This window comes from Haemophilus sp. Marseille-P9675, from assembly GCF_916862695.1.
Lineage (GTDB): Bacteria > Pseudomonadota > Gammaproteobacteria > Enterobacterales > Pasteurellaceae > Haemophilus > Haemophilus haemolyticus_K.
On record NZ_CAKASP010000008.1, the window covers coordinates 1 to 22,854 of the forward strand.

General features: G+C 38.7%; 26 protein-coding genes, 2 tRNA genes and 2 rRNA genes. 18 read left to right on the forward strand and 12 right to left on the reverse strand.

Features of this window, described 5'->3' with window-relative positions:
* Positions 1-42: 42 nt before the first annotated feature.
* The 6 genes from rrf (LIX50_RS08850) (at position 43) to murQ (ending at position 2,697) form a co-directional block, all read left to right on the forward strand.
* A 5S ribosomal RNA gene (gene rrf, locus LIX50_RS08850) occupies positions 43-158 on the forward strand.
* Positions 159-205: 47 nt separating this feature from the next.
* Positions 206-321: ribosomal RNA gene (rrf, locus tag LIX50_RS08855) — 5S ribosomal RNA — on the forward strand.
* 12 nt (positions 322-333) lie between these two features.
* A tRNA-Asp gene (locus tag LIX50_RS08860) sits at positions 334-410 on the forward strand.
* A 16-nt stretch (positions 411-426) separates the two neighbouring features.
* Positions 427-502, forward strand: a tRNA-Trp gene (locus tag LIX50_RS08865).
* A gap of 134 nt (positions 503-636) precedes the next feature.
* On the forward strand, positions 637-1,776 hold the full coding sequence (locus tag LIX50_RS08870; RefSeq protein WP_048953122.1) for an anhydro-N-acetylmuramic acid kinase: 1,140 nt from the start codon (positions 637-639) through the stop codon (positions 1,774-1,776).
* 9 nt (positions 1,777-1,785) lie between these two features.
* On the forward strand, positions 1,786-2,697 hold the full coding sequence (gene murQ / locus LIX50_RS08875) for an N-acetylmuramic acid 6-phosphate etherase (protein ID WP_048953121.1): 912 nt from the start codon (positions 1,786-1,788) through the stop codon (positions 2,695-2,697).
* Positions 2,698-2,726: 29 nt separating this feature from the next.
* On the opposite strand, the gene LIX50_RS08880 is transcribed toward murQ, so the two are convergent.
* Positions 2,727-3,569: a divergent polysaccharide deacetylase family protein gene (locus LIX50_RS08880; protein ID WP_048953120.1), complete on the reverse strand. Its 843-nt coding sequence runs from the start codon at positions 3,567-3,569 to the stop codon at positions 2,727-2,729.
* A complete protein-coding gene (gene envC / locus LIX50_RS08885; protein ID WP_048953119.1) occupies positions 3,569-4,801 on the reverse strand; it encodes a murein hydrolase activator EnvC in 1,233 nt (410 codons plus the stop codon). Before envC ends, LIX50_RS08880 begins: the two co-directional genes overlap by 1 nt.
* Positions 4,802-4,976: 175 nt before the next feature.
* On the opposite strand from envC, the gene LIX50_RS08890 reads away from it, so the two are divergent.
* Positions 4,977-5,660, forward strand: coding sequence for a 2,3-diphosphoglycerate-dependent phosphoglycerate mutase (locus LIX50_RS08890; protein ID WP_005625827.1), 684 nt, complete (start codon positions 4,977-4,979; stop codon positions 5,658-5,660).
* A 76-nt stretch (positions 5,661-5,736) separates the two neighbouring features.
* A complete protein-coding gene (locus LIX50_RS08895) occupies positions 5,737-6,333 on the forward strand; it encodes a hypothetical protein (protein ID WP_048953117.1) in 597 nt (198 codons plus the stop codon).
* A gap of 41 nt (positions 6,334-6,374) precedes the next feature.
* Here LIX50_RS08895 and LIX50_RS08900 read toward each other — a convergent pair whose 3' ends face one another.
* From LIX50_RS08900 to lptM, 3 genes are all read right to left on the reverse strand, one after another.
* Positions 6,375-7,004 carry a response regulator gene (locus LIX50_RS08900; RefSeq protein WP_048953116.1) on the reverse strand — a complete coding sequence of 210 codons (630 nt, stop codon included), beginning with the start codon at positions 7,002-7,004 and terminating at the stop codon, positions 6,375-6,377.
* A 164-nt stretch (positions 7,005-7,168) separates the two neighbouring features.
* Entirely contained in the window at positions 7,169-8,416 is a 1,248-nt protein-coding gene (gene lysA, locus LIX50_RS08905; protein ID WP_048953115.1) for a diaminopimelate decarboxylase, read from the reverse strand.
* 45 nt (positions 8,417-8,461) lie between these two features.
* Positions 8,462-8,578, reverse strand: coding sequence for an LPS translocon maturation chaperone LptM (gene lptM, locus LIX50_RS08910; RefSeq protein WP_080351536.1), 117 nt, complete (start codon positions 8,576-8,578; stop codon positions 8,462-8,464).
* A gap of 97 nt (positions 8,579-8,675) precedes the next feature.
* Here lptM and cyaY point away from each other — a divergent pair, with 97 nt between their 5' ends.
* The 3 genes from cyaY (at position 8,676) to proS (ending at position 12,642) form a co-directional block, all read left to right on the forward strand.
* A complete protein-coding gene (gene cyaY / locus LIX50_RS08915) occupies positions 8,676-8,981 on the forward strand; it encodes an iron donor protein CyaY (RefSeq protein ID WP_005643206.1) in 306 nt (101 codons plus the stop codon).
* Position 8,982: 1 nt separating this feature from the next.
* The gene (gene recQ / locus LIX50_RS08920; protein WP_048953114.1) at positions 8,983-10,842 is read left to right on the forward strand and encodes a DNA helicase RecQ; all 1,860 of its coding nucleotides are present in this window, start codon (positions 8,983-8,985) and stop codon (positions 10,840-10,842) included.
* Positions 10,843-10,926: 84 nt separating this feature from the next.
* Positions 10,927-12,642, forward strand: coding sequence for a proline--tRNA ligase (gene proS / locus LIX50_RS08925; protein WP_048953113.1), 1,716 nt, complete (start codon positions 10,927-10,929; stop codon positions 12,640-12,642).
* A gap of 46 nt (positions 12,643-12,688) precedes the next feature.
* Here the strand turns inward: proS and asnC are convergent, their stop codons facing one another.
* The gene (gene asnC, locus LIX50_RS08930; protein WP_048953112.1) at positions 12,689-13,141 is read right to left on the reverse strand and encodes a transcriptional regulator AsnC; all 453 of its coding nucleotides are present in this window, start codon (positions 13,139-13,141) and stop codon (positions 12,689-12,691) included.
* 153 nt (positions 13,142-13,294) lie between these two features.
* On the opposite strand from asnC, the gene asnA reads away from it, so the two are divergent.
* Positions 13,295-14,287: an aspartate--ammonia ligase gene (asnA, locus tag LIX50_RS08935; protein WP_048953111.1), complete on the forward strand. Its 993-nt coding sequence runs from the start codon at positions 13,295-13,297 to the stop codon at positions 14,285-14,287.
* A 118-nt stretch (positions 14,288-14,405) separates the two neighbouring features.
* Here asnA and slyD read toward each other — a convergent pair whose 3' ends face one another.
* Genes slyD through rraB form a run of 3 tightly spaced genes read right to left on the reverse strand, consistent with a single transcriptional unit; the run spans position 14,406 to position 16,280 of the window.
* On the reverse strand, positions 14,406-15,026 hold the full coding sequence (slyD, locus tag LIX50_RS08940) for a peptidylprolyl isomerase (RefSeq protein ID WP_005644067.1): 621 nt from the start codon (positions 15,024-15,026) through the stop codon (positions 14,406-14,408).
* Positions 15,027-15,080: 54 nt separating this feature from the next.
* Positions 15,081-15,803, reverse strand: a complete 723-nt coding sequence (locus tag LIX50_RS08945) for an SIMPL domain-containing protein (protein WP_048953110.1) — start codon at positions 15,801-15,803, stop codon at positions 15,081-15,083.
* Between the two features lie 54 nt (positions 15,804-15,857).
* Complete coding sequence (rraB, locus tag LIX50_RS08950) at positions 15,858-16,280, reverse strand: ribonuclease E inhibitor RraB (protein WP_005638439.1); 423 nt, start codon at positions 16,278-16,280, stop codon at positions 15,858-15,860.
* Between the two features lie 107 nt (positions 16,281-16,387).
* On the opposite strand from rraB, the gene truD reads away from it, so the two are divergent.
* The 6 genes from truD (at position 16,388) to tusA (ending at position 20,603) form a co-directional block, all read left to right on the forward strand.
* The gene (gene truD / locus LIX50_RS08955; RefSeq protein WP_048953109.1) at positions 16,388-17,407 is read left to right on the forward strand and encodes a tRNA pseudouridine(13) synthase TruD; all 1,020 of its coding nucleotides are present in this window, start codon (positions 16,388-16,390) and stop codon (positions 17,405-17,407) included.
* Positions 17,408-17,416: 9 nt separating this feature from the next.
* Positions 17,417-18,157, forward strand: a complete 741-nt coding sequence (surE, locus tag LIX50_RS08960; protein ID WP_048953108.1) for a 5'/3'-nucleotidase SurE — start codon at positions 17,417-17,419, stop codon at positions 18,155-18,157.
* A gap of 29 nt (positions 18,158-18,186) precedes the next feature.
* The gene (locus tag LIX50_RS08965) at positions 18,187-18,765 is read left to right on the forward strand and encodes a YqaA family protein (protein WP_048953107.1); all 579 of its coding nucleotides are present in this window, start codon (positions 18,187-18,189) and stop codon (positions 18,763-18,765) included.
* Positions 18,766-18,773: 8 nt separating this feature from the next.
* A complete protein-coding gene (locus LIX50_RS08970; RefSeq protein WP_048953106.1) occupies positions 18,774-18,959 on the forward strand; it encodes a hypothetical protein in 186 nt (61 codons plus the stop codon).
* Between the two features lie 23 nt (positions 18,960-18,982).
* Positions 18,983-20,296, forward strand: coding sequence for a murein hydrolase activator NlpD (nlpD, locus tag LIX50_RS08975; protein ID WP_048953105.1), 1,314 nt, complete (start codon positions 18,983-18,985; stop codon positions 20,294-20,296).
* Between the two features lie 67 nt (positions 20,297-20,363).
* Positions 20,364-20,603, forward strand: a complete 240-nt coding sequence (tusA, locus tag LIX50_RS08980; protein ID WP_048953104.1) for a sulfurtransferase TusA — start codon at positions 20,364-20,366, stop codon at positions 20,601-20,603.
* A gap of 45 nt (positions 20,604-20,648) precedes the next feature.
* Here tusA and htpX read toward each other — a convergent pair whose 3' ends face one another.
* From htpX to LIX50_RS08995, 3 genes are all read right to left on the reverse strand, one after another.
* Positions 20,649-21,503 carry a protease HtpX gene (gene htpX / locus LIX50_RS08985; protein ID WP_164994248.1) on the reverse strand — a complete coding sequence of 285 codons (855 nt, stop codon included), beginning with the start codon at positions 21,501-21,503 and terminating at the stop codon, positions 20,649-20,651.
* Positions 21,504-21,650: 147 nt separating this feature from the next.
* On the reverse strand, positions 21,651-22,040 hold the full coding sequence (locus LIX50_RS08990) for a RidA family protein (protein WP_048953102.1): 390 nt from the start codon (positions 22,038-22,040) through the stop codon (positions 21,651-21,653).
* A gap of 50 nt (positions 22,041-22,090) precedes the next feature.
* Positions 22,091-22,834, reverse strand: a complete 744-nt coding sequence (locus tag LIX50_RS08995) for a VacJ family lipoprotein (RefSeq protein ID WP_048953101.1) — start codon at positions 22,832-22,834, stop codon at positions 22,091-22,093.
* Positions 22,835-22,854: the final 20 nt, after the last annotated feature.

The following is a 22,854-nucleotide window of genomic DNA, read 5'->3' on the forward strand; positions in this document are numbered from 1 at the left end:
GAACATAGATAGAAGTTAGAATAAAAGTTATCAAAGAATTATCCTGGCGGCGATAGTGCGGTGGAACCACCTGACACCATACCGAACTCAGAAGTGAAACGCTGTAATGCCGATGGTAGTGTGGGGCTTCCCCATGTGAGAGTAGGGCACCGCCAGGTTTATTTTTTTAGTTTATTCCTTGAGTAAATTAAAAAAATAAAAAATTTTTGGCAGAGATAGTGCAATAGATCCACCTGATACCATACCGAACTCAGAAGTGAAATGTTGTAACGCTGATGGTAGTGTGGGGTATCCCCATGTGAGAGTAAGGCACTGCCAATTACCATACTTAGCGGAGTGGTAGTTCAGCTGGTTAGAATACCTGCCTGTCACGCAGGGGGTCGCGGGTTCGAGTCCCGTCCATTCCGCCAATTTATTCATACCAATAGGGGCGTAGTTCAATTGGTAGAGCACCGGTCTCCAAAACCGGGTGTTGGGAGTTCGAGCCTCTCCGCCCCTGCCATTAAAATATTCTTTTCAATTGATCATAAAATATATTTATACTCATACCTTTTTTATATTATTTAATAATTCTTTTTATTTTTCTTTTTGAATTAGATATATAATTATCAAGTTTTAAATATAAAAATAATTAGTATGAAACCTCAATATTATCTTGGCATGATGTCTGGAACTAGTCTAGATGGAGTGGATGTTGCTCTCGTTGATTTTTCTCTAGAGCCTCGACTTATCTTATCTGATTTTTTTCCTATGCCAGAAAATTTATGTCAGAAATTAACCAAACTCATTCAAATTGGTGAAACAACTCTACAAAATTTAGGCGAACTCGATCATGAGCTTGCTTTACTGTATTGTGATTGTGTACATAGCTTTCTACAAAAATATAATCTTATTCCAAGTCAAATTGAAGCTATTGGTTGTCATGGACAGACAGTATGGCATTCTCCTGCTTCTGCATTTCCTTTCACGATGCAACTAGGCGATATGAATTTATTGGCAGCTAAGACGAGAATATCGGTTATTGGTGATTTTCGTCGTAAAGATATGGCTTTAGGCGGACAAGGGGCTCCTCTTGTACCCGCTTTCCATAAAGCTGTATTCTCAAATGCTAATTTTGCTACAGTTGTTTTAAATATTGGTGGGATTAGTAATGTTTCGATATTGTTGCCTAATCAACCTGTAATTGGGTTTGATATAGGTCCAGGTAATACATTATTAGATCAATGGATAGAAAAACACCAAGGCCTTCGCTATGACAAAAATGGTGACTGGGCTTCAAAAGGCAACATGAATCAAGTTCTGCTTGATGAATTATTAAATGAACCTTTTTTCTCTTTACCTGCTCCAAAAAGTACAGGGAGAGAATTATTTAATCTTGATTGGTTAATTGGCAAAGTAGAAAAAACATCTGAAAAACTTACCGCGCTTTGCTCCAAAATCACATTATCCCCAGAAGACGTGCAAGCGACGCTTGTTGAATTGACGGTAACAAGCATTGTCAATGCACTAAATCAACTCCAAACAGATTTACCAAAACGTTTATTAGTATGTGGCGGCGGCGCAAAGAATAGCTTAATTATGCGTGGATTGCATGATAATTTACTCGATTGGCAGGTTGGTACAACGATAGAGCAAGGTTTTGATATTGATTATGTAGAAGCTGCTGCCTTTGCTTGGTTGGCTTATTGCCGAATGAACAATTTACCAGCAAACCTGCCTAGCGTAACTGGCGCAAAAAGTGCGGTTAGTTTGGGGGCTATTTTTCCTAAAGACTAAGGCCAAAATATGAATGACATTATATTAAAAAATTTATCCACATTAATTACTGAACAACGAAATCCGAATTCAGTTGATATTGATCGTCAAAGTGCTTTAGATATTGTTCGATTAATGAATAAGGAAGATAAACAAGTTCCTTTAGCTATTGAAGCATGTTTGCCTGAGATTTCGTTAGCGGTAGATAAAATCGTTTATGCTTTTCAACAGGGCGGTCGTCTAGTATATATTGGGGCTGGGACTAGCGGTCGTCTCGGCGTATTGGATGCATCAGAATGTCCTCCTACATTTGGTGTATCTTCGGAAATGGTCAAAGGTATTATTGCGGGGGGGGAACGTGCTATTCGTCATCCTGTTGAAGGTGCGGAAGATAATACTAAAACAGTACTTGATGATCTACAGCGTATTCATTTTTCAAAAAATGATGTATTAGTTGGTATCGCTGCAAGTGGCCGCACACCTTATGTTATTGCAGGTCTTCAGTACGCTAAATCTCTTGGTGCTTTGACAATTTGTATTGCGAGTAATCCAAAATCTGCGATGGCTGAGATAGCCGATATTGTGATTGAGACTATTGTTGGCCCTGAAATATTGACGGGTTCTAGCCGCTTAAAATCTGGCACCGCACAAAAAATGGTACTGAATATGCTGACTACGGCAAGTATGATTTTATTGGGTAAATGTTACGAAAATTTGATGGTCGATGTACAAGCCAGTAATGAAAAGCTTAAAGCACGCGCTGTACGCATTGTGATGCAAGCAACGGATTGTGATAAAGTGCTCGCTGAGCAGACATTAATTGAAACAGATCAAAATGCCAAGCTTGCAATTATGATGATTTTAAGTAATTTATCAAAATTAGAGGCGAAGGCATTATTAGAAAGACATCGAGGTAAATTAAGAAATGCACTTTCTAAATAAGACGAAAACCTGATTTTAAAATCAGGTTTTTATTTTGGAATTCCACGTAGTAATCCTACGGGTTCAAAAGGTCCCATTGAGGTTGGTGCAGGCATTTCTGTAAATAATAAAATAAATGGTTTAGGCGGGGTTACTTTTTCATTACGCCATAAGTTGCCCATTCCAACAAGTTGGATATCTTCAGGTAAATTGTTAATTCCTGCTTGTAACACTGCTATTGTATTTGGGCGAGGATGTCCTATCGCAATCGCTGTACCATGTTTCCTTGCATATTGAATTGCAGCTTGAAATTGATGTTGAACGTCAGCTAGTTCGTTACTGTCATCTAAAAATATATGACGATCTAAGAAACGAACGCCTTGTTCTTTTGCTATTTTTCCTGCTACAGATTTTCCTATTGTTCGACTATCTAAAAAGAATAAATGTTTTTCTTGAAGTGCGGTCATTAAATAAGTCATTAATTGGGGATCCGCTGTAGCTGCACTACCCATGTGATTATTCATGCCAATGGCATAATTCACGATATTTTTGGCGGTATTTACCCGATCATTGACCTGCGCTGAAGACATTCCTAAATGTAGTCCTCCATCTTCTATTTTCACCGCACTTACTGGTTGCATTGGCATATGAATTAAAATGTCTCGACCTTGAGATTTTGCTTCTTGATTTCGTGCTCGAGCATTAGGCGCAGCAGGAATAATTGCTACAGAAATTTCACGCGGCATTGCAAAAATAGCCGCATCTTCTTTGAGATGATAGCCTACATCATCAATAACAATAGCAAGTTTATTTTGCGCAAGGGAGATAGAAGTATAAAGTGCGGTAGAAAAAACGATGAAATTTTTCACCGCACTTTTTATGAGAAGTTTCATTAACGGATCCATCCAGCTGGATTCACTGGTGTGCCTTTTCGGCTAATTCCAAAATAGAGTGCGGAACGAGAGATTTCACCAGTATTACCTACTTGAGCAATAGTTTGTCCAGCAGAAACAAGTTGACCAACTTTTACCAATACGGCTTGATTGAAACCATACAAACTTAAGTCGGTTTCTCCATGTTTAACGATGACCATATAACCGTAGCCATTCAAATACCCAGCTAAAATTACACGTCCAGCTGCAATGGCTTTGACTGCAGTTCCTGCGGAGGCACCAATAACCATGCCTTTCCAACGAACTTCACCTGCCTGAATCGTTCCAAAATTATGTAAAGTTGGCCCTGAAACTGGTGCTGAATATTGTTTTTTGGCAATCCCTAAACCACTTGTACTGTTAAGCAATTGACGTTCTTGTGCTGTCGGTTGATAAGGTTTTGAAGTTCTTTTTTCTTCAGCTTTTTGTCGTTGTGAAAGCGCTTCACGCTCTCTTTTTTCTTGTTCTAAGGCCACTTTTTCCGCACGTTGAATTTCTTGACGGAGCGCTTGTTCATTAGCCTTTAGGCTATCCAATTTATTTTGATCTCTCGCTAAATTTTTATTAAGTTCATTTAGCGTAGATTGGCGTTCTTGTTGTGATTTTTGTAATTCTTGTTGCTGTTTTTTTTGCGTTAAAAGTTGATCTCGATGATTTTTTTGCTGACCTAAAATTGATTCTTTTTGGGATACAATTTGAGCTTGTGTTGCTTTTAAACTATCAATTATTTCTATTCGAACTTGGTTTAAATGTTGATAGTAAACTTTCATACGTTCTGCTTTTTCCGCATTTTTAGAAAACATTCTTTCAATGACGGAAGGATTTAAACCTGAGCGATAAATCATATCCATTTGTTTCGCTAAGCGTGATTTTTGTTCAGATTCTTGTTTTTCCAATTGTTTGAGTTGTTTATCTGAATCAGAAATTTGCTTACGAATTTCTTTCAAGCTCATTTCTGTTTCATGTAACTCCCCCACGACAGCATTAATTTTACTTTCATGGTTTTTCAAATTAGCTTGTAACTTAGCTTGCTCGCGTTTTTGTTCAGCAATTTTAGATTCTTGTTGCTTAATTTGCTTTTGAATCTGGTTAAGATCGGAAGCATGACTTATTGGGGAAAAAATCAACAACCCGCAGCTAAAAAGTGCGGTGAAAAATGGCGATATTTTTTTGTTTAATCCCGAAGACTGCATAATTTTTCCTAAATTCTTAAAATCGCACAAATCTTATCATATTTGTTAAAAGGCGAAAAAGTTTAGCCTCTATTTTTTGCTAAAGATCAGGAAAACTCGCCTTTTTGCTTTTAAACATACTCAATTTTTGCTATAAAGTGTGAATTATCTTTTACTTAAATTTTAGGAGATTCTTATGGAATTAGTATTTATCCGTCACGGTTTTAGTGAATGGAATGCGAAAAACTTGTTCACAGGCTGGCGTGATGTAAATTTAACAGAACGCGGTGTAGAAGAAGCAAAAGCAGCGGGCAAAAAATTATTAGATGCTGGCTATGAGTTTGATATCGCATTTACATCTGTGCTAACTCGTGCAATCAAAACTTGTAACATCGTGTTAGAAGAATCCCATCAATTATGGATTCCTCAAGTGAAAAACTGGCGTTTAAATGAACGTCATTATGGTGCTTTACAAGGTTTAGATAAAAAAGCGACTGCGGAACAATACGGTGACGAACAAGTTCATATTTGGCGTCGTTCTTATGACATTTCTCCACCAGATTTAGATCCACAAGATCCAAATTCTGCACATAATGACCGTCGTTACGCAAATATTCCGTCTGACGTTGTGCCAAATGCAGAAAACTTAAAAATTACTTTAGAGCGTGCACTTCCATTCTGGGAAGATCAAATTGCACCAGCAATGCTTTCTGGTAAACGCGTTTTAGTTGTTGCTCACGGTAATTCACTCCGTGCATTAGCAAAACATATTATTGGTATTTCTGATGCTGAAATTATGGATTTTGAAATCCCAACAGGTCAACCTTTAGTGTTAAAACTAGATGATAAATTAAATTACGTAGAACACTACTACCTTTAATTTATCGCTTTATTTTTTAATTTAACATTCAAAGTGCGGTTAATTTTAACCGCACTTTATGTTTAAGGAGACATGAATGAGAAAATTGATAATGTTCATTTTGGTATTGTTGCCATTTTTTACAACATCAGTTATTGCAGCACCAGTACATAAAAATCAAATAAATAAAAAAATTGTAGTAACTAAATCTTTGGATAAAAAACAACAAACTAAAAAAACGAAAGAAACTAAATTAGTTCTAACCAAGAAAAATAGTACTAAGAATAAAAAACAAGTTGAGAAATTGACAGACAAAAAGTCTAAAGCTTTGGTAAAGCAAATTAGCTCGAAACCTAAGGTATCTATTGAGAAAAAACCGACAACAGTTGTTTCAACAAAACATGAAAAAACAGCAAAGGACAAATCAGTTTATAAGCCAGTGATCGTGCCACAGTGTAATGATTTTTCTGTATCAAAAGTGTTATCTGATGCATTTAAGCAGCAAGGAGATGCAACTAAAACCAGTATGATGGTGAAACAAATTTTTCAAGCAAGAGAAACGCAATTTTATCCACAAAAAGGCATTCGAAGCTGCCATGCTTTAGTGGTGACGGATGGAAAAAGTTATCAAACAGATTACAGCGTTATTTTGAATGATAAAGGATTCTTTATTCAAGTAGAAAATGCTCAGTAGAAAAATGCGCTTGGCTTTTTAACCTTGCGCATTTTTGTAAACTATTTATTGTTTTGTTCAAAAAAGAGTACAGTTGCGGCTACACGAGAGTGCACATTGAGTTTACGTAATAAATTACGAATATGTACTTTCACGGTTTCTTCTGAAATAAAAAGTTGGGCTGCAATTTGTTTGTTTGATAATCCTGTCGCAATTTGACGAAGTACATCCATTTCACGATCTGTTAAGCTATCTAATGGATTTTGCTCATGTCTTCGTTCAAGTAATAAATCTTTAATAGAATCACTTAAGATCACTTCACCTTGCGCTATTTGCTTAATTTGTTCTAGTAAGGTTTCGGGTTCTGTATCCTTTAGCAAATAGCCATCAGCGCCGGCGTCAATTAACGTATAAATATCATTTTTAGCATCAGAGACAGTTAAAATTAGGATCCGCGCATCAACGCCTTCTGCGCGTAATCCTTTGAGCGTATCTAACCCTGAAAGTCCTTTCATGTTGAGATCTAAAATGATCACATCAGGTGATGTTTGTAATGCCACGGAAATCCCTTCTGTGCCACTGCCTACGTCAGCCACCACTTCAAAGTTATCGTCTAATTCTATAAGTTGTTTAATGCCACGACGCATTAATGGATGATCGTCAATTAATAAAACGCTTAGTTTTTCTTGCATAAATTCCCCCTTAGTGACGATAAACGTGCCATTTTATAAATAATTTCTATTAGTTCCAATGACGAACCGATAGAAATTTGATTTTACGCATAAAGTTACTGTTTTTTAGGTATATTATAAGTGAATAAATTATATGGTTAGATTAAAATTTAATCAAAAGGTGATTAAATGGTTGACTCTAATGCCCAAAGTTCCTGTAAGGTTTCTCGACGACGAATTAAATAAGATTTATCGCCATCTACTAAAACTTCTGCAGTACGAGGTCTTGAGTTATAGTTTGATGACATGCTTGCTCCATAGGCGCCAGCTGAGCATTGAGCAATATAATCACCTTCAGAAATAGAAAGTTCCCGTTGTTTACCCAAGAAATCAGACGTTTCGCAAACTGGCCCCACAACATCATAAATGGCTTTTTCTCTTGCTAAAGTGCGGTCAATTTCTACGATATTCATATAAGCCTCATACAATGCAGGGCGGATCATATCGTTCATTCCAGTGTCGGTAATCGCGAAATTACGACTTTCATTATTTTTTAGGTATTGCACTTTGGCCACTAAAATTCCCGCATTTGCAGAAATCGCTCTGCCAGGTTCAAGAATAATTTCAAGTTCAGGATAATTTTGTAGTTTTTCTAACAATGCATTCGCGTAATCACTTGGATGCGGTGGTGTTTCATCCGTATAAGTCACGCCTAAACCACCGCCCAGATCGAGATGTTTTAATTTTATTCCATCTTCTTTTAATTGTTCCATTAGGACAATTAAGCGATCCGTTGCATCTAAAAATGGTTGTAATTCAGTGAGCTGTGATCCTATGTGGCAATCCATCCCTGTTATTTTTATATTTGGCAACGTTGAGGCTAATTTATATACCTCTCGAGCTTCATTTACGTTTACACCAAATTTATTTTCTTTTAATCCTGTTGAGATATAAGGGTGTGTATGCGCATCAACATCTGGATTTACTCGTAAAGATATTGGCGCTATTTTCCCCATCTCGCCTGCGATATGGTTAATGTATTTGAGTTCAGAAACTGATTCCACATTAAAGCAACGTATTCCAACTTCTAGTGCATGAATAATTTCTTCTCGGGATTTGGCAACGCCCGAAAAGACTACTTTTGATGCATCTCCATCTGCGGCGAGTACACGCTCAAGTTCGCCTTGCGAGACAATATCGAAACCTGAACCTAGTTTTGCCATGATATTTAATACGCCGATATTCGAGCAAGATTTTACGGCAAAGCAAATTAAGTGAGGATGCTTACCGAAGGCTGAGTCAAAAGCATGCCAATGGCGTTCAAGCGTTGCACGAGAATATACATAAAGAGGTGTACCGAATTGTTCAGCAAGTTGTTGAACCGGAATATCTTCAGCATAAAGCTTATTATTTTTATATTGGAAGAAATTCATATTGTGTTCCTGTTTTTTATTTTTGGATTGTAACTGGATAATGGTTTATTTAGTTTGTTGTGCTTGTTCTTTTTCTGGGAAATATAAAGGACCTTTCACGCCACATCCTGTTGCCATAATGCAAATTGTACTAAGCACTAAAATTGATAGTAGTTTTTTCATTTTTCTCTCTCTTACTTATCGGTAAATCCGCCTTTCACAAGTTTAAGAAAGGCTTTATAATTTGCCGCATTCTATCAGATTTAAATAGGAACATTTTATGAATATTGCAGAATTTCACCAAAATATTGAACAAGTTTGGCAAAAAATTGAAGAAGAATTAGAAGAGCAAGGTGCGGATGTAGATTGTGAAACGCAAGGTTCAGTATTTACCATCACCTTTGATAATCGCACACAAATAGTGATTAACAAGCAAGAACCATTACTTGAGCTTTGGATTGCGAGTAAATTAGGTGGTTTTCATTTTGCTTTTAAAAATGGCGACTGGGTTTCTAACGACGGAAAACGTTTTTGGGATTGTTTAGTAGAAGCTTGTGCTGCACATGGCGAGAACGTGCAGTTCTAAGATGCTTGATTCTCCTTTATCACCAAAAATAATAGAAAAACCGACCGCACTTTCTGTTTTGAAATCGGTTTTCGGTTATCAATCTTTCCGTAAAGGACAGGAAGAAGTCATCAATGCCGCATTAAACGGACAAGATGCTTTGGTGGTAATGGCAACAGGGAATGGCAAATCGCTTTGTTACCAAATTCCCGCGCTTTGTTTTGAGGGGTTAACTTTAGTGATTTCTCCGCTGATTTCCTTGATGAAAGATCAAGTAGATCAGCTTCAAGCTAATGGAATTGAGGCAGATTTTCTTAATTCTAGTCAGACTTTAGAACAGCAGCAACAAGTACAAAATAAGCTTATTTCTGGGCAACTTAAACTGCTTTATGTGTCGCCAGAAAAAGTGATGACGAACAGTTTCTTTCCACTTATTTCTTATAGTAAAGTCAGCTTTATTGCGATTGATGAAGCACACTGCATTTCTCAATGGGGGCATGATTTTCGCCCTGAGTATACCCAGCTTGGCGGTTTAAAAGCTAGTTTCCCTCATGCGCCAATTATGGCGCTCACCGCGACAGCAGATTATGCCACTCGCCAAGATATTTTGACTCACCTCAAGCTGGAAAATCCGCATAAATATATTGGTAGTTTTGATCGACCAAACATTCGTTATACCTTGGAAGAAAAATATAAACCAATGGAGCAATTGACGCGTTTTGTGTTGGTTCAAAAGGGCAAGAGTGGGATTATTTATTGCAACAGCCGGAACAAGGTTGAGCGAATTGCGGAAAGTTTACGCAATAAAGGCGTCTCTGCTGCAGCTTATCATGCGGGAATGGAAACGGCACTGCGTGAGCGCGTGCAACAAGATTTTCAGCGTGATAATGTTCAAGTGGTGGTCGCAACCATTGCTTTTGGAATGGGGATTAATAAATCCAATGTACGGTTTGTTGCCCATTTTGATTTACCTCGTAGCATTGAATCTTACTATCAGGAAACGGGGCGAGCGGGACGTGATGATTTACCAGCTGAGGCGGTTTTGTTTTATGAGCCAGCGGATTACGCTTGGTTACAAAAAATTCTTTTAGAAAAAACAGAAACGCCACAGCGTCAGATTGAGCAACATAAATTAGAAGCTATTGGTGAATTTGCAGAAAGCCAGACCTGTCGCCGTTTAGTGCTTCTCAATTATTTTGGTGAGCATAGACAAACACCGTGCAATAATTGTGATATTTGCCTTGATCCTCCTAAAAAATATGATGGATTAGTCGATGCGCAAAAAGTAATGTCTACTATTTATCGAGTGGGACAATGTTTCGGTGCACATTATGTGATTGCGGTGCTGCGTGGCATGCACAATCAAAAAATTATTGAACGCCAACATGATAAACTTTCAGTATATGGCATTGGAAAAGATAAAAGCAAAGAGCATTGGCAGTCTGTCATTCGTCAGCTTATCCATTTGGGTTTTGTGCAACAGGTCATTAGCGAATTAAATACAACGTTACAACTTACTGAAAGTGCAAAAGCGATTTTGAAAGGTGAGGAACCATTGGAACTGGCAATGCCTCGTATTTCTGCAATTAGTAAGATTGCCCATAATCCACAACGTCAAGGTGTTGCAAATTACGATAAGGATTTATTTGCACGCTTGCGTTTCTTACGCAAACAAATTGCCGATAAAGAAAATATTCCGCCGTACATTGTCTTTAATGATGCGACGTTGCAAGAAATGGCACAATATATGCCAACAAGCAATATTGAAATGCTGCAAATTAATGGTGTGGGCTCTATCAAATTAGAACGGTTTGGCCAGCCGTTTATGGTATTGATTCAGGAACATAAAGCAATTTTGGCGAAATCGCAAAATAATCAGTAAGTATCGAAAGTGCGGTTAAAAATCACCGCACTTTTTGTTATACTTACGCCAATTTTTTCAGTTCTTAGAATCTAAGGTTAAACAATGCGTACAAGTCAATATTTATTTTCCACCCTTAAAGAAACGCCAAATGATGCTCAGGTAGTGAGCCACCAATTAATGTTGCGTGCGGGTATGATTCGCCCAATGGCATCAGGTTTATATAACTGGTTGCCGACGGGTATTCGCGTATTGAAAAAAGTAGAAAAGATTATTCGCGAAGAGATGAACAAAGGTGGTGCAATTGAGGTATTAATGCCAGTGGTGCAACCTGCGGAATTATGGGAAGAGTCTGGTCGTTGGGAGCAATATGGTCCTGAGCTCCTTCGTTTCGAAGACCGCGGAAACCGTAACTTTGTACTTGGTCCAACTCACGAAGAAGTAATTACTGATTTAGTGCGCCGAGAAGTTTCTTCATATAAACAACTTCCACTTAATTTATACCAAATTCAAACCAAATTCCGTGATGAAGTACGTCCTCGTTTTGGTGTGATGCGTTCACGTGAATTTATTATGAAAGATGCCTACTCGTTTCACACTACACAAGAAAGTTTGCAAGAAACCTATGATGTGATGTACCAAGTGTACAGTAACATTTTTAACCGTTTAGGCTTAGATTTCCGTGCGGTACAAGCGGATACAGGGTCTATTGGTGGTTCTGCTTCCCATGAGTTCCAAGTGTTAGCTTCAAGCGGTGAAGATGACGTGGTATTCTCAACAGAATCGGATTTTGCCGCGAATATTGAGCTTGCTGAAGCGGTAGCTATCGGTGAGCGTCAAGCGCCAACCGCAGAAATGACATTGGTGGATACGCCAAATGCGAAAACTATTGCAGAGTTGGTTGAGCAATTCAACTTACCAATTACGAAAACTGTAAAAACCTTGATTGTGAAAGGCGCAGACGAAAATCAACCGCTTGTAGCGTTAATCATTCGCGGCGACCACGAGTTAAACGAAATCAAAGCACAAAAACACCCATTAGTAGCAGATCCTCTTGAGTTTGCAGATGAAGCTGATATTAAAGGGAAAATTGGTGCGGGAGTTGGTTCATTAGGTCCTGTGAATTTAAATATTCCAGTAATTATTGACCGCACTGTGGCGTTAATGTCTGATTTTAGTTGTGGTGCGAATATCGATGGAAAACATTATTTCAATGTAAACTGGGAACGCGATGTAGCAATGCCTGAAGTGTTCGACTTGCGTAACGTGGTGGAAGGCGACCCAAGCCCAGATGGTAAAGGCGTGCTTCAAATCAAACGTGGGATTGAGGTTGGACACATCTTCCAACTGGGCAAAAAATACTCCGAAGCAATGAAAGCGACCGTGCAAGGCGAAGACGGCAAACCGCTTGTAATGACCATGGGTTGTTATGGTATCGGCGTGACTCGCGTGGTAGCTTCTGCGATTGAACAGCACCACGACGACCGCGGTATCATCTGGCCTTCTGATGAAATCGCCCCATTCACCGTGGCAATCGTGCCAATGAATATGCACAAATCTGAAACCGTGCAAAAATACTCTGAAGAACTTTACCGCATTTTACAATCACAAGGCGTAGATGTGATTTTTGATGATCGTAAAGAACGCCCGGGCGTGATGTTCGCTGATATGGAATTGATTGGCGTGCCACATATGGTGGTAATTGGAGAGAAAAACCTAGAGAACGGTGAAATTGAATATAAGAACCGTCTTACCGGTGAAAAGAAAATGATTGCTAAAGATGAGCTATTGGCATTTTTGGAAGAGAATGTGAAGGCATAGTTTTCTTATCAAGTAAAATGCGGTAAACGTTCACCGCATTTTTATTTTATGGCTTAATATCTCTTAAAATTGGATTTTGCATTGAAATCAGTGTTTCTGTAGATTGAATCTCATCAATTAGCTGAATTTTAGTTGCCAGAACGGAATGTAATTCTGCAATAGTATGTGTCATTACTTTCAGAAAAATTGAATAATTGCCAGTTGTGTAATAGGCTTCAACAACTTCATCAAAACTTTCTAACTTTTTAATAACTTTTTCGTAGTCTTTTGCACTTTTCAAAATAATACCTATAAAGCAGCAAACGTCATAACCTAATTTTTGTTCATCAATAATGACTTTTGTGCCTTCAATAATGCCGGATTGGCGCATTTTTTCTACACGTACATGGATTGTTCCTGGGCTTACACCAAAGTTTTTAGCCATTTCGGCATAGGGAGTTCTCGCATCTTTGGTGAGTACACGTAAGATTTGCTGATCTAAATTATCAATGTTGTGCATAAAATCATCTCCTTTAGATTTTATTTAATTTTTATAACTTAGATTAGATAATATTTAACTTATAAAAGAAAGTAAATAAAATACTTGAAATAATGCTCGATTTTATTAAATAATGCTTAACAAATAAAACAACAGATTAAAAAGGTTATAAAAATGAAAAAGACATTTATTTTACAACAACAAGAAATCAGCTTTGTGAAGAATACCTTCACCCAAAACCTTATTGAACAACTTGGCATTATTGAAGTACAAGGTCCGATCTTGAGCCAAGTGGGTAACGGAATGCAAGATAACTTATCTGGTATTGAAAAAGCCGTTCAGGTTAACGTGAAATGTATTCCAAATGCAGTATTTGAAGTGGTGCATTCCCTAGCTAAATGGAAACGCCATACCCTTGCTCGCTTCAATTTTAAAGAAGGCGAAGGCTTGTTTGTTCATATGAAAGCATTACGTCCAGATGAAGACTCTCTTGACCCAACTCACTCTGTTTATGTGGATCAATGGGACTGGGAAAAAGTGATTCCTGAAGGTCGTCGTAATTTTGAATACTTAAAAGAAACGGTAAATTCTATTTATCGTGCTATTCGCTTAACGGAATTAGCCGTAGAAGCACGCTTTGATATCCCTTCAATTCTTCCAAAACACATTACCTTTGTGCATAGCGAAGATTTAGTAAAACGCTATCCAGATTTAAGCAGTAAAGAGCGTGAAAACGCAATTTGTAAAGAATACGGCGCAGTATTCTTGATTGGGATTGGCGGTAAACTTTCAGATGGCAAACCTCATGATGGTCGTGCACCTGACTATGATGACTGGACAACTGAATCTGAAAACGGCTACAAAGGATTAAACGGTGATATTTTGGTATGGAATGATCAATTAGGCAAAGCATTTGAACTTTCCTCAATGGGTATCCGCGTAGATGAAAGTGCATTACGTTTACAAGTTGGTATAACGGGTGATGAAGACCGTTTAAAAATGGATTGGCACCAAGATTTATTAAACGGAAAATTACCATTAACTATCGGCGGTGGTATCGGCCAATCTCGCTTAGCGATGCTTTTACTTCGTAAAAAACATATTGGTGAAGTACAATCAAGCGTATGGCCAAAAGAAATGTTAGAAGAGTTTGCCCATATTTTATAAGATAGGTATTAATACAAAGATACAAAAAAACACGATGATTTCTCATCGTGTTTTTTATTTCAGAAAGCAATAGCAGACTTCATTGCTAAAGTGCGGTAATGTTTTCGGCTGTTTTTAATTAATGACCGCCACAGCCACAGCTGCCGTGACCGTGTCCATGCCCGTGACCACCGCCGCAGCATCCGCTGTGCTCGTGATCATGGTCGTGATGGTGGTGATGACCGCCACAGCCACAACCGTGACCTTCTTCGTCATCATCGTGGTGGTGGCTATGTGCGCCATGAACGTGGCCGTGTGCGATTTCTTCTAATGTTGCTTCACGCGTTGCGACAACTTCAACGGTGAAGTGTAATTCTTGACCCGCTAACATGTGATTTCCATCAACGACAACTTCATCACCATCGATTTCAGTAATCACCACTGGAACTGGACCAATGTCTGTATCCGCTAAGAAACGCATGCCTACTTCAAGCTCATCAACACCTTGGAATACATCCTTTGGTACACGTTGAACCATATTTTCGCTATATGCACCGTAACCCTCTTCAGGTTGTACACGTACTTCAAATTTGTCGCCTACTTCTTTACCTTCAAGCGCTTTTTCAAGACCGATCACTAAATTATTATGGCCCTGTAAATATTCTAGTGGTTGATTCGCTGGAGCTTCATCTACCAATACGCCATCTTGTGTGCGAACTTGGTAAGCAATGCTCACCACTACATTTTTTGCTACTTTCATTATGTTTTCCTTATAAAAAAATCGGTTAAAAAAGTCGTACCATTGTAGCGAAAATTATTCCGCACGCAATGCAATTCGCGCACTAATGCGTGCTTTTATTTTCTCTTTACTATTTTCAAGATAAGCATCGCTAGAAGGATCCACCGCACTTATATCGGCAGATTTTGCCATCGCCATCATATAAGGTCGTGGGCTCATGGTTTGTTCATTCACGGAAGACACATCTAAATCTAAAATTTGATAGCCTTTCATATTCAATGAATTTTGAATTAATGTAGCTTTGTTTTTAAATTTATCCAATGCGGCTTGAGTTAATTCATTTTCTAAACTCATTAATTTTTCTGATGAAATAAGTGTATTCGTACTTTCCACCGCCATAACACCATCAAGCTCGCTAATCACTTTGGAGATAGCTTGGAAATCTTTGCTTTCTAATACAAGTTCCACACGATCAATCCAGCCAGATTGCTTGCCTTGATTGTTATAACGCACACTGGTATGACGAAAATGATCTTTGATTTCTACGGCACTTTCGTTTTTCGCGATAGAAAGCGCTTTGCTTAATTTCTCATTGATTGTTTTATTTAGGGTTGAAAGTGATGTGCCTTCTGCCTGATAAAAAAGCGTAACTTGTAACAAATCTCGTGAAACTTCTTTTTCGACTTCAGCATTAAAAGAAACAATATTATTTTGCACCGCACTTTGAGAATTATCTGCCAATGCAGGCAAAGCAAGAGGCAATGCCAATAATGCCAAGGAAAGAGATTTTAATTTCATATTGAAACTCCTAAAAAAATAACCGCACTTATCAAGTGCGGTTAAAAAGAATGATTAATGCACACGAGGCTCTTCGACATCCTCGTCATCAAAAAATTCCCCATCATCACCGTATTCATCGTCATCAGCATTCGGGTCTTCAAAATAGGTGCCCCAACCATCATAAATGCCTTTATGTTTTTCTAATAACGGAAGAATTTCTTTTTGTTGCGCATCAATAATTTCCGCTTTTAATTCTACTTCACTGATAATGTCAAAACAAAAAATTGGTTTGCCATCATCATCTTCAAATTCTTCTGCTTCGGAAACTTCATAACCGGCTTTAAAAGCATCTACGGCGATTTTTTCTAATAAATCAAAATCGTGATGAGCAATGTGATGCTCAATAATGTAAAGCGCATCCGGGTCACTACCATCGTTAAGTAAATCAGCGATAATTTCACGGGTTTCTGCTTGTAATTCAGCCAATTTTGACATAATAAAATCCTTCAACAAGAACAAAAGTGCGGTTATTTTAGTGGATAAATCACTAAAAGTCGCATAAAATTTCGTGCAATTGTTTTCTATAAAAAAGAACCCTAACCATGCTCGAACAACTCCCTTATTTGGCATTAAAAACACCGCCAAAAACCACCGCACTTTTAAAGGCTGAATGTGTGGATTTTATTGTAAAAGAGCATTTAGGCTATGAAATGTCAGGCGAAGGTGAGTTTGTTGCGTTGTATGTACGTAAAACAGATTGCAACACCTTATTTGTTGGCGAAAAATTAGCTAAATTTGCCGGTGTTTCTGAACGCAATATGGGATATGCGGGGTTGAAAGATCGTCGAGCGGTGACAGAACAATGGTTTTGTTTGCAAATGCCAGGAATGGAAACGCCCGATTTCAGTCAATTTGAATTAGATGGCGTAGAGATTTTAACGGTTACTCGACATAACCGAAAAATTCGCACGGGTAGCCTTGAGGGAAATTATTTCGATATTTTATTGCGCGGTGCGGAAGAATCAGATGAGCTTAAAGCTCGGTTAGATTTTGTGGCAAATTTTGGTTTCCCCAATTATTTTACGGAACAACGTTTTGGTCGAGATGGTCATAACCTCACGCAAGCATTGCGTTGGGCGCAAGGGGAAATCAAGGTAAAAGATCGCAAAAAACGTAGTTTTTATCTTTCCGCCGCGCGCAGTGAAATTTTTAATTTAGTTGTGGCAGCTCGTATTGAAAAGAGCGCAACAAATCAAGTTTTGCCAAATGATATTGTGCAATTATCCGGTTCGCACAGTTGGTTCAAAGCGGATGAAAAAGAAGACTTAAATGCCTTGCAAGTGCGGTTAGAAAATCAAGATATTTTACTCACCGCCCCTTTAATTGGCGAAGATGTGTTGGCCGCAAGTGATATTGAAAATGAAATCGTAAATCAACATTCAGTTTTCGATCCTTTAATGAAACAAGAGAGAATGAAGGCAGCGCGTCGCCCATTATTAATGAAGGCAAAAGCGTTTTCTTGGGCATTTGAGCCTGAAGGATTGCGTTTGAAATTTTATTTGCCTGCGGGCAGTTATGCCACGGCATTAGTTCGTGAGTTAGTAAATTATACAGAAGCATAAGGAAGTACAATGCGAATTTTAGTCAGTAATGATGACGGTTTTCACGCGGAAGGCATTCAAGTTTTAGCAACTGAATTAAGAAAAATTGCAGAAGTTATTGTTGTTGCACCTGATCGTAATCGAAGTGCAGCATCAAGCTCGCTTACATTAGTGGAGCCACTTCGCCCACGCCATTTAGACAATGGCGATTATTGTGTGAATGGTACGCCAGCAGATTGTGTACATTTAGCATTAAACGGATTTTTATCTGGCAAAGTGGATTTAGTGGTATCGGGCATTAATGCGGGTTGTAATATGGGCGATGATACGATTTATTCAGGCACATTAGCAGCAGCTCTTGAAGGGCGTCATTTAGGCTTGCCTGCTATTGCGGTTTCGTTAGATGGTCGTCAACATTATGAAACAGCAGCACGAGTGGTGTGTGATCTCATTCCAAAATTACATCATCAATTATTAAATCCTCGTGAAATTATTAATATTAATGTGCCGGATTTACCTTTTGAAGAATTAAAGGGTTACAAGGTATGTCGCTTGGGTTACCGTGCGTCGTCTGCAGAAGTCATCAAACAAAGGGATCCTAGAGATGAAACCATTTATTGGATTGGCCCTTCAGCATTACCCGAAGATGAAAGCGAGGGAACAGATTTCCATGCGGTGAAAAATGGTTATGTGTCTATCACGCCAATTCAGGTAGATCTTACTGCACATCATTCACTTTCAGCTTTACAAGATTGGTTAGAGCAGGAATAATGGCGCGTTTTACCAAATAGAGAAAAAATATGAAAATTTTCGGCACGATGTACGATAAAACCATGCAATGGTCAACGCACCGTTTTGCGACTTTCTGGCTCTCTTTTGTTAGTTTTATCGAGGCGATATTTTTTCCTATTCCGCCTGATGTGATGTTGATCCCAATGTCTATGTCAAAGCCAAAAAGTGCGGTGAAATTTGCATTTTATACGGCAATTTCTTCTGTCATCGGTGGGGTTATCGGTTATGCAATTGGTTATTATGCAACGGACTGGGTGGAAAACATTGTACAACAATGGGGATATAGTGCGCATTGGGCAAAAGCCATAAATTGGTTTGAGCAATGGGGCGTATTAGTTGTGTTTGTGGCTGGGTTTAGCCCAATTCCTTATAAGGTGTTTACTCTCTGCTCTGGCGTAATGCAAATGGCATTTTTCCCTTTTGCCATCACGGCATTTGTTTCACGTTTAGCGCGTTTCTTGCTGGTGGCAAAATTAGCCGCGTGGGGCGGTGAAAAATTCGCAGCAAAATTGCGAAGATCTATTGAAATTATTGGTTGGTCAGTCGTTGTGCTGGCTGTCATTACTTACTTTATATTGAAAAACTAGGATAAAAAATGAATAAATTAGGTCTTATTTTAATGACTGGATTAGTATTAGCTGGATGTGCATCAGAACAAGTAAAAGATCCAGACGCGTTGCCAAACGGCATCATGCAACCAGTAGAAGGCACAGGTGCTGTTGCTGGCGGTAGCTTTATGCCAGAAATTCAAAAAAACACAATGCCAGCGCAAACGAAATAATAGAGGAACAATAAGGAATTACTATGAAAAAATCATTTCTCTTACTCCCTTTGAGTCTTGTTGTATTATCGGCTTGTACCTCTAATTCTCCCGCTCCAATCAGCAATGCTGATGGCAATCTTTCACCTGGTATCATGCAACCCGTAAATGGTGAAAGTGCGGGTGGTTCTTGGCAACCTGAAATTCAAAAAAACACGGTACCCGCGATGGGTGGCGTACCAACAGGCATGCAAACTCCACAGCCAAATTTCCAACCAACCTATCAACAGCCTACTATGCCAGCGACGCCTGCTCAGCCGGCATTTAAACCTGCACAGCCAGCGTTTCAGCCAGCTCAAAAACCAGTAGCGCCAACACCAGCTCCAGCGCCAGCTGTGCAAACAAAAACCATCACTAAAACTGTTTCTGATTGCGTAGGTTCGCAACATATTAATGTTCCACGCAATCCAAATACCAATGCACCAGATTATAGCCAAATTGAAAAAGGCTCTTACAAAGGCAATACCTATAAAGTGAACAAAGGCGATACCATGTTCTTAATAGCCTACTTGGCGGGGATTGATGTAAAAGAATTAGCTGCATTGAACAACATGACTGAGCCTTATAGTTTGAGTCTAGGACAAACTTTAAAAATCTCTAATTGTGGTACAAAAACCGTGACAACAACGGTTCCTGTAAAACAACCTGCGGCAGCAACGACAACAACTACTGCGGCTGTACCGACAGCACCAGCAGAATCGGTAGTCACCTATACGCCAGGCGCAAACGGTACGCAAATAGGATCAGATGGAACAATCATTGGCCCAATTAAATCTGGTGCAGGTGTAGCGAATAGCGCACCAGCAATGGTACCGGTTGCGACAACACCAGTTGCTCCTGCGACAACGCCATCAGTACCAACTACGCCAGTAGATAACACCAATAGTACACCGATTAATGCCAATGTTGTTGCGCCAATCGCATCGAATGTTGCATGGCAATGGCCGACTTCAGGTAATATTATCCAAGGTTTCTCAGATACTGATGGTGGAAATAAAGGAATTGATATTAGTGGTTCTCGTGGACAGTCTGTAAAAGCAGCTGCATCAGGTCGCGTTGTGTATGCTGGCAATGCTTTACGTGGTTACGGTAATTTAATCATCATCAAACATAATGATGATTTCTTAAGTGCTTATGCGCATAACGACAAAATTCTTGTAACCGATCAACAAGAAGTCAAAGCTGGTCAAGAAATCGCAAAAATGGGTAGCTCCGGTACAAATACTGTGAAACTTCATTTTGAGATTCGTTATAAAGGTAAATCAGTTGATCCTATTCGTTATTTACCAAGACGTTAAGCTAAGTTATATAGGGCGGTAAAAATACTGTGGTTTTTACCGCACATTTTTAATGATAAAAAAGAAAATGTCTGAAATTATTATTACTCAAACTCTTGATACTATGGGGCTTCGTTGCCCAGAACCGGTCATGCTTGTACGTAAAAATATTCGTCATTTAAATGAGGGAGAGGTATTACTTATTATTGCTGATGATCCGGCCACAACACGTGATATTCCTAGTTTTTGTCAATTTATGGATCATACGTTGTTGCAAAGTGAAGTAGGAGCACCGCCATTCAAATATTGGGTGAAGAAAGGAAAATAAAAAAATCGGTCATCATGAAAGGGTGACCGATTTTTTATCTATTTTTTAAAGATTACGTAATGCTTCAATGCGTTTTTCAAGCGGTGGATGACTCATAAAGAGTTCACTACGTTTACCGTTAATCATGAAAGCATTGAGTGAGCCTTCAAGGTTTTGTGGTTCATGTAATTGTTGTAAACGCTGTAATGCCATAATCATTTTTTCTTTGCCGACAAGGCTTGCAGAACCCGCATCGGCTCGAAATTCACGATAACGTGAGAACCACATTGCAATAATGCTGGCAAGTACGCCAAATACCATCTCTAACACCATTGACACTAAAAAATATAAGCTAGAACTACGCGTTTCCTCACCGTTATTATTACGTGAGCTTGCGACTGCTGTTGCAATAATACGTGATAAGAAAATTACAAAAGTATTTAACACACCTTGTAATAAAGCCATAGTTACCATATCACCATTTGCTATATGAGAAATCTCATGAGCAAGTACGGCTTCCGCTTCGGCTTCTGTCATGTTATTCAATAAGCCAGTACTCACTGCGACTAATGAATTACTTTTTGTTGCACCTGTTGCAAAAGCGTTGACATCTGGTGAATGGTAAATTGCTACTTCTGGCATTGGAATCCCCGCAAGTTGTGCTTGTCGAGCAACGGTGTCCATTAACCAATGTTCTGTTTGGTTACGAGGTTGAGTAATAACTTCGCCATCAACTGAACGCAATGCCATTGTTTTTGACAGAAATAAAGAAATCAAAGATCCGGCAAAACCAAATAGTAAGGCCATAATTAAAATACCACTGGTACTGTTTCCAGCTATACCTGTGACACTTAAAATAATTCCCAACACCAACATAACGGCCATATTGGTAGCAAGGAAAAGAAGAATACGCATCATAATATGTTCTCTCTAAGTTAGGATTAATCTTCCTCTTTTAGTGGGGAAGGGTTATTAAAATTCAAGGTAGAATAGAAATATTTATATAAAAATGCGGTCAGAAACACGCAAGTTTATGACCGCATTTTTGATAATTGGTTGCAGAAGTTATTATTTTCGTATTGCAATGGCTTCAATTTCTAACCCTACATCTTTTGGTAATCGCGCTACTTCTACGCAAGAGCGTGCGGGAAAGTGAGGATGATGATTTTCTTTGAAAAAACGTTCATATTCAGCATTTACTGCTGCGAAGTCATTGAGATCTTTTACAAAAACTGTTGTTTTGACAATATCTGCTACAGTTAAACCTGCTTGTTCAATGATTGCTTTTATATTTTCTAAGGATTGGCGTGCTTGCGCTACGATATCTGTTGGTATATCTCCTGTTGTTGGATTGACAGGAATTTGACCCGATGTAAGTACTAAATTGCCTAAATCAATGGCTTGAACATAAGGGCCAATTGCTGCAGGGGCATGCTCGGTATGAATAATTGTTGTCATGGTTTTCTCCTTGATTGATGAAAGTGCGGAGAAAATTACCGCACTTTTGTTTATTGATCAATTTCTTTTAGCACATCATCAGGAAGTGTCTCTTGATGATCTTCAGATTTTCCATTACTGACCTTGAATTGAAGATTTTGGTAATAAGCCTCGCGAAATGTTACGTATGGATCTTGGGCTTGACGTAATAGCTCTGCGTTATCGAGATTTTTAGCACGGGTATCTACAGCTTGAACACCATATTTAACGAGGGACCATGGCCCGCCTATCCATTCCCAGAAAGGATACATATAAGCGGCATCTACTACGGCACCAGTTAATTGGCGCGGTGTAGTGGCATTATAGATAGGTAAAACAATATATGTGCCAGCATCAACGCCATAGCTTCCAAGTGTTTCACCAAATCCGCGTTGGTGATCAATGCGTAATTCTTTACTTGCACTCGCAAAATCAACAAAACCACCTAAACCAAATATAGTGTTGATCCAAAAACGGTTAAAATGTACAAAGGCTTTTTTCGGTTCACCTTCAATTAATCGGTTTACAAAGCTTACAGGCTCATCAAGATTGTTCGCCATACTTGTAAGGCCTGAAGAAACGCGCTTAGGGACGTAATTATTCCAGCCCTTAGCTACAGGTTCAAGAACATAACGATCCATCACATTATAGTTAAACTTCCACATTGTTCTATTGAACCCTTCAAGGGAGTCATTACGTTCTCCATCAGGTTTATTTGCACATCCTGTTAGTAAGAATGTACCTAAAAGTGCGGCTAAAATTGCTTGTTTTTTCATTCATAATCTCCAGTATAAAA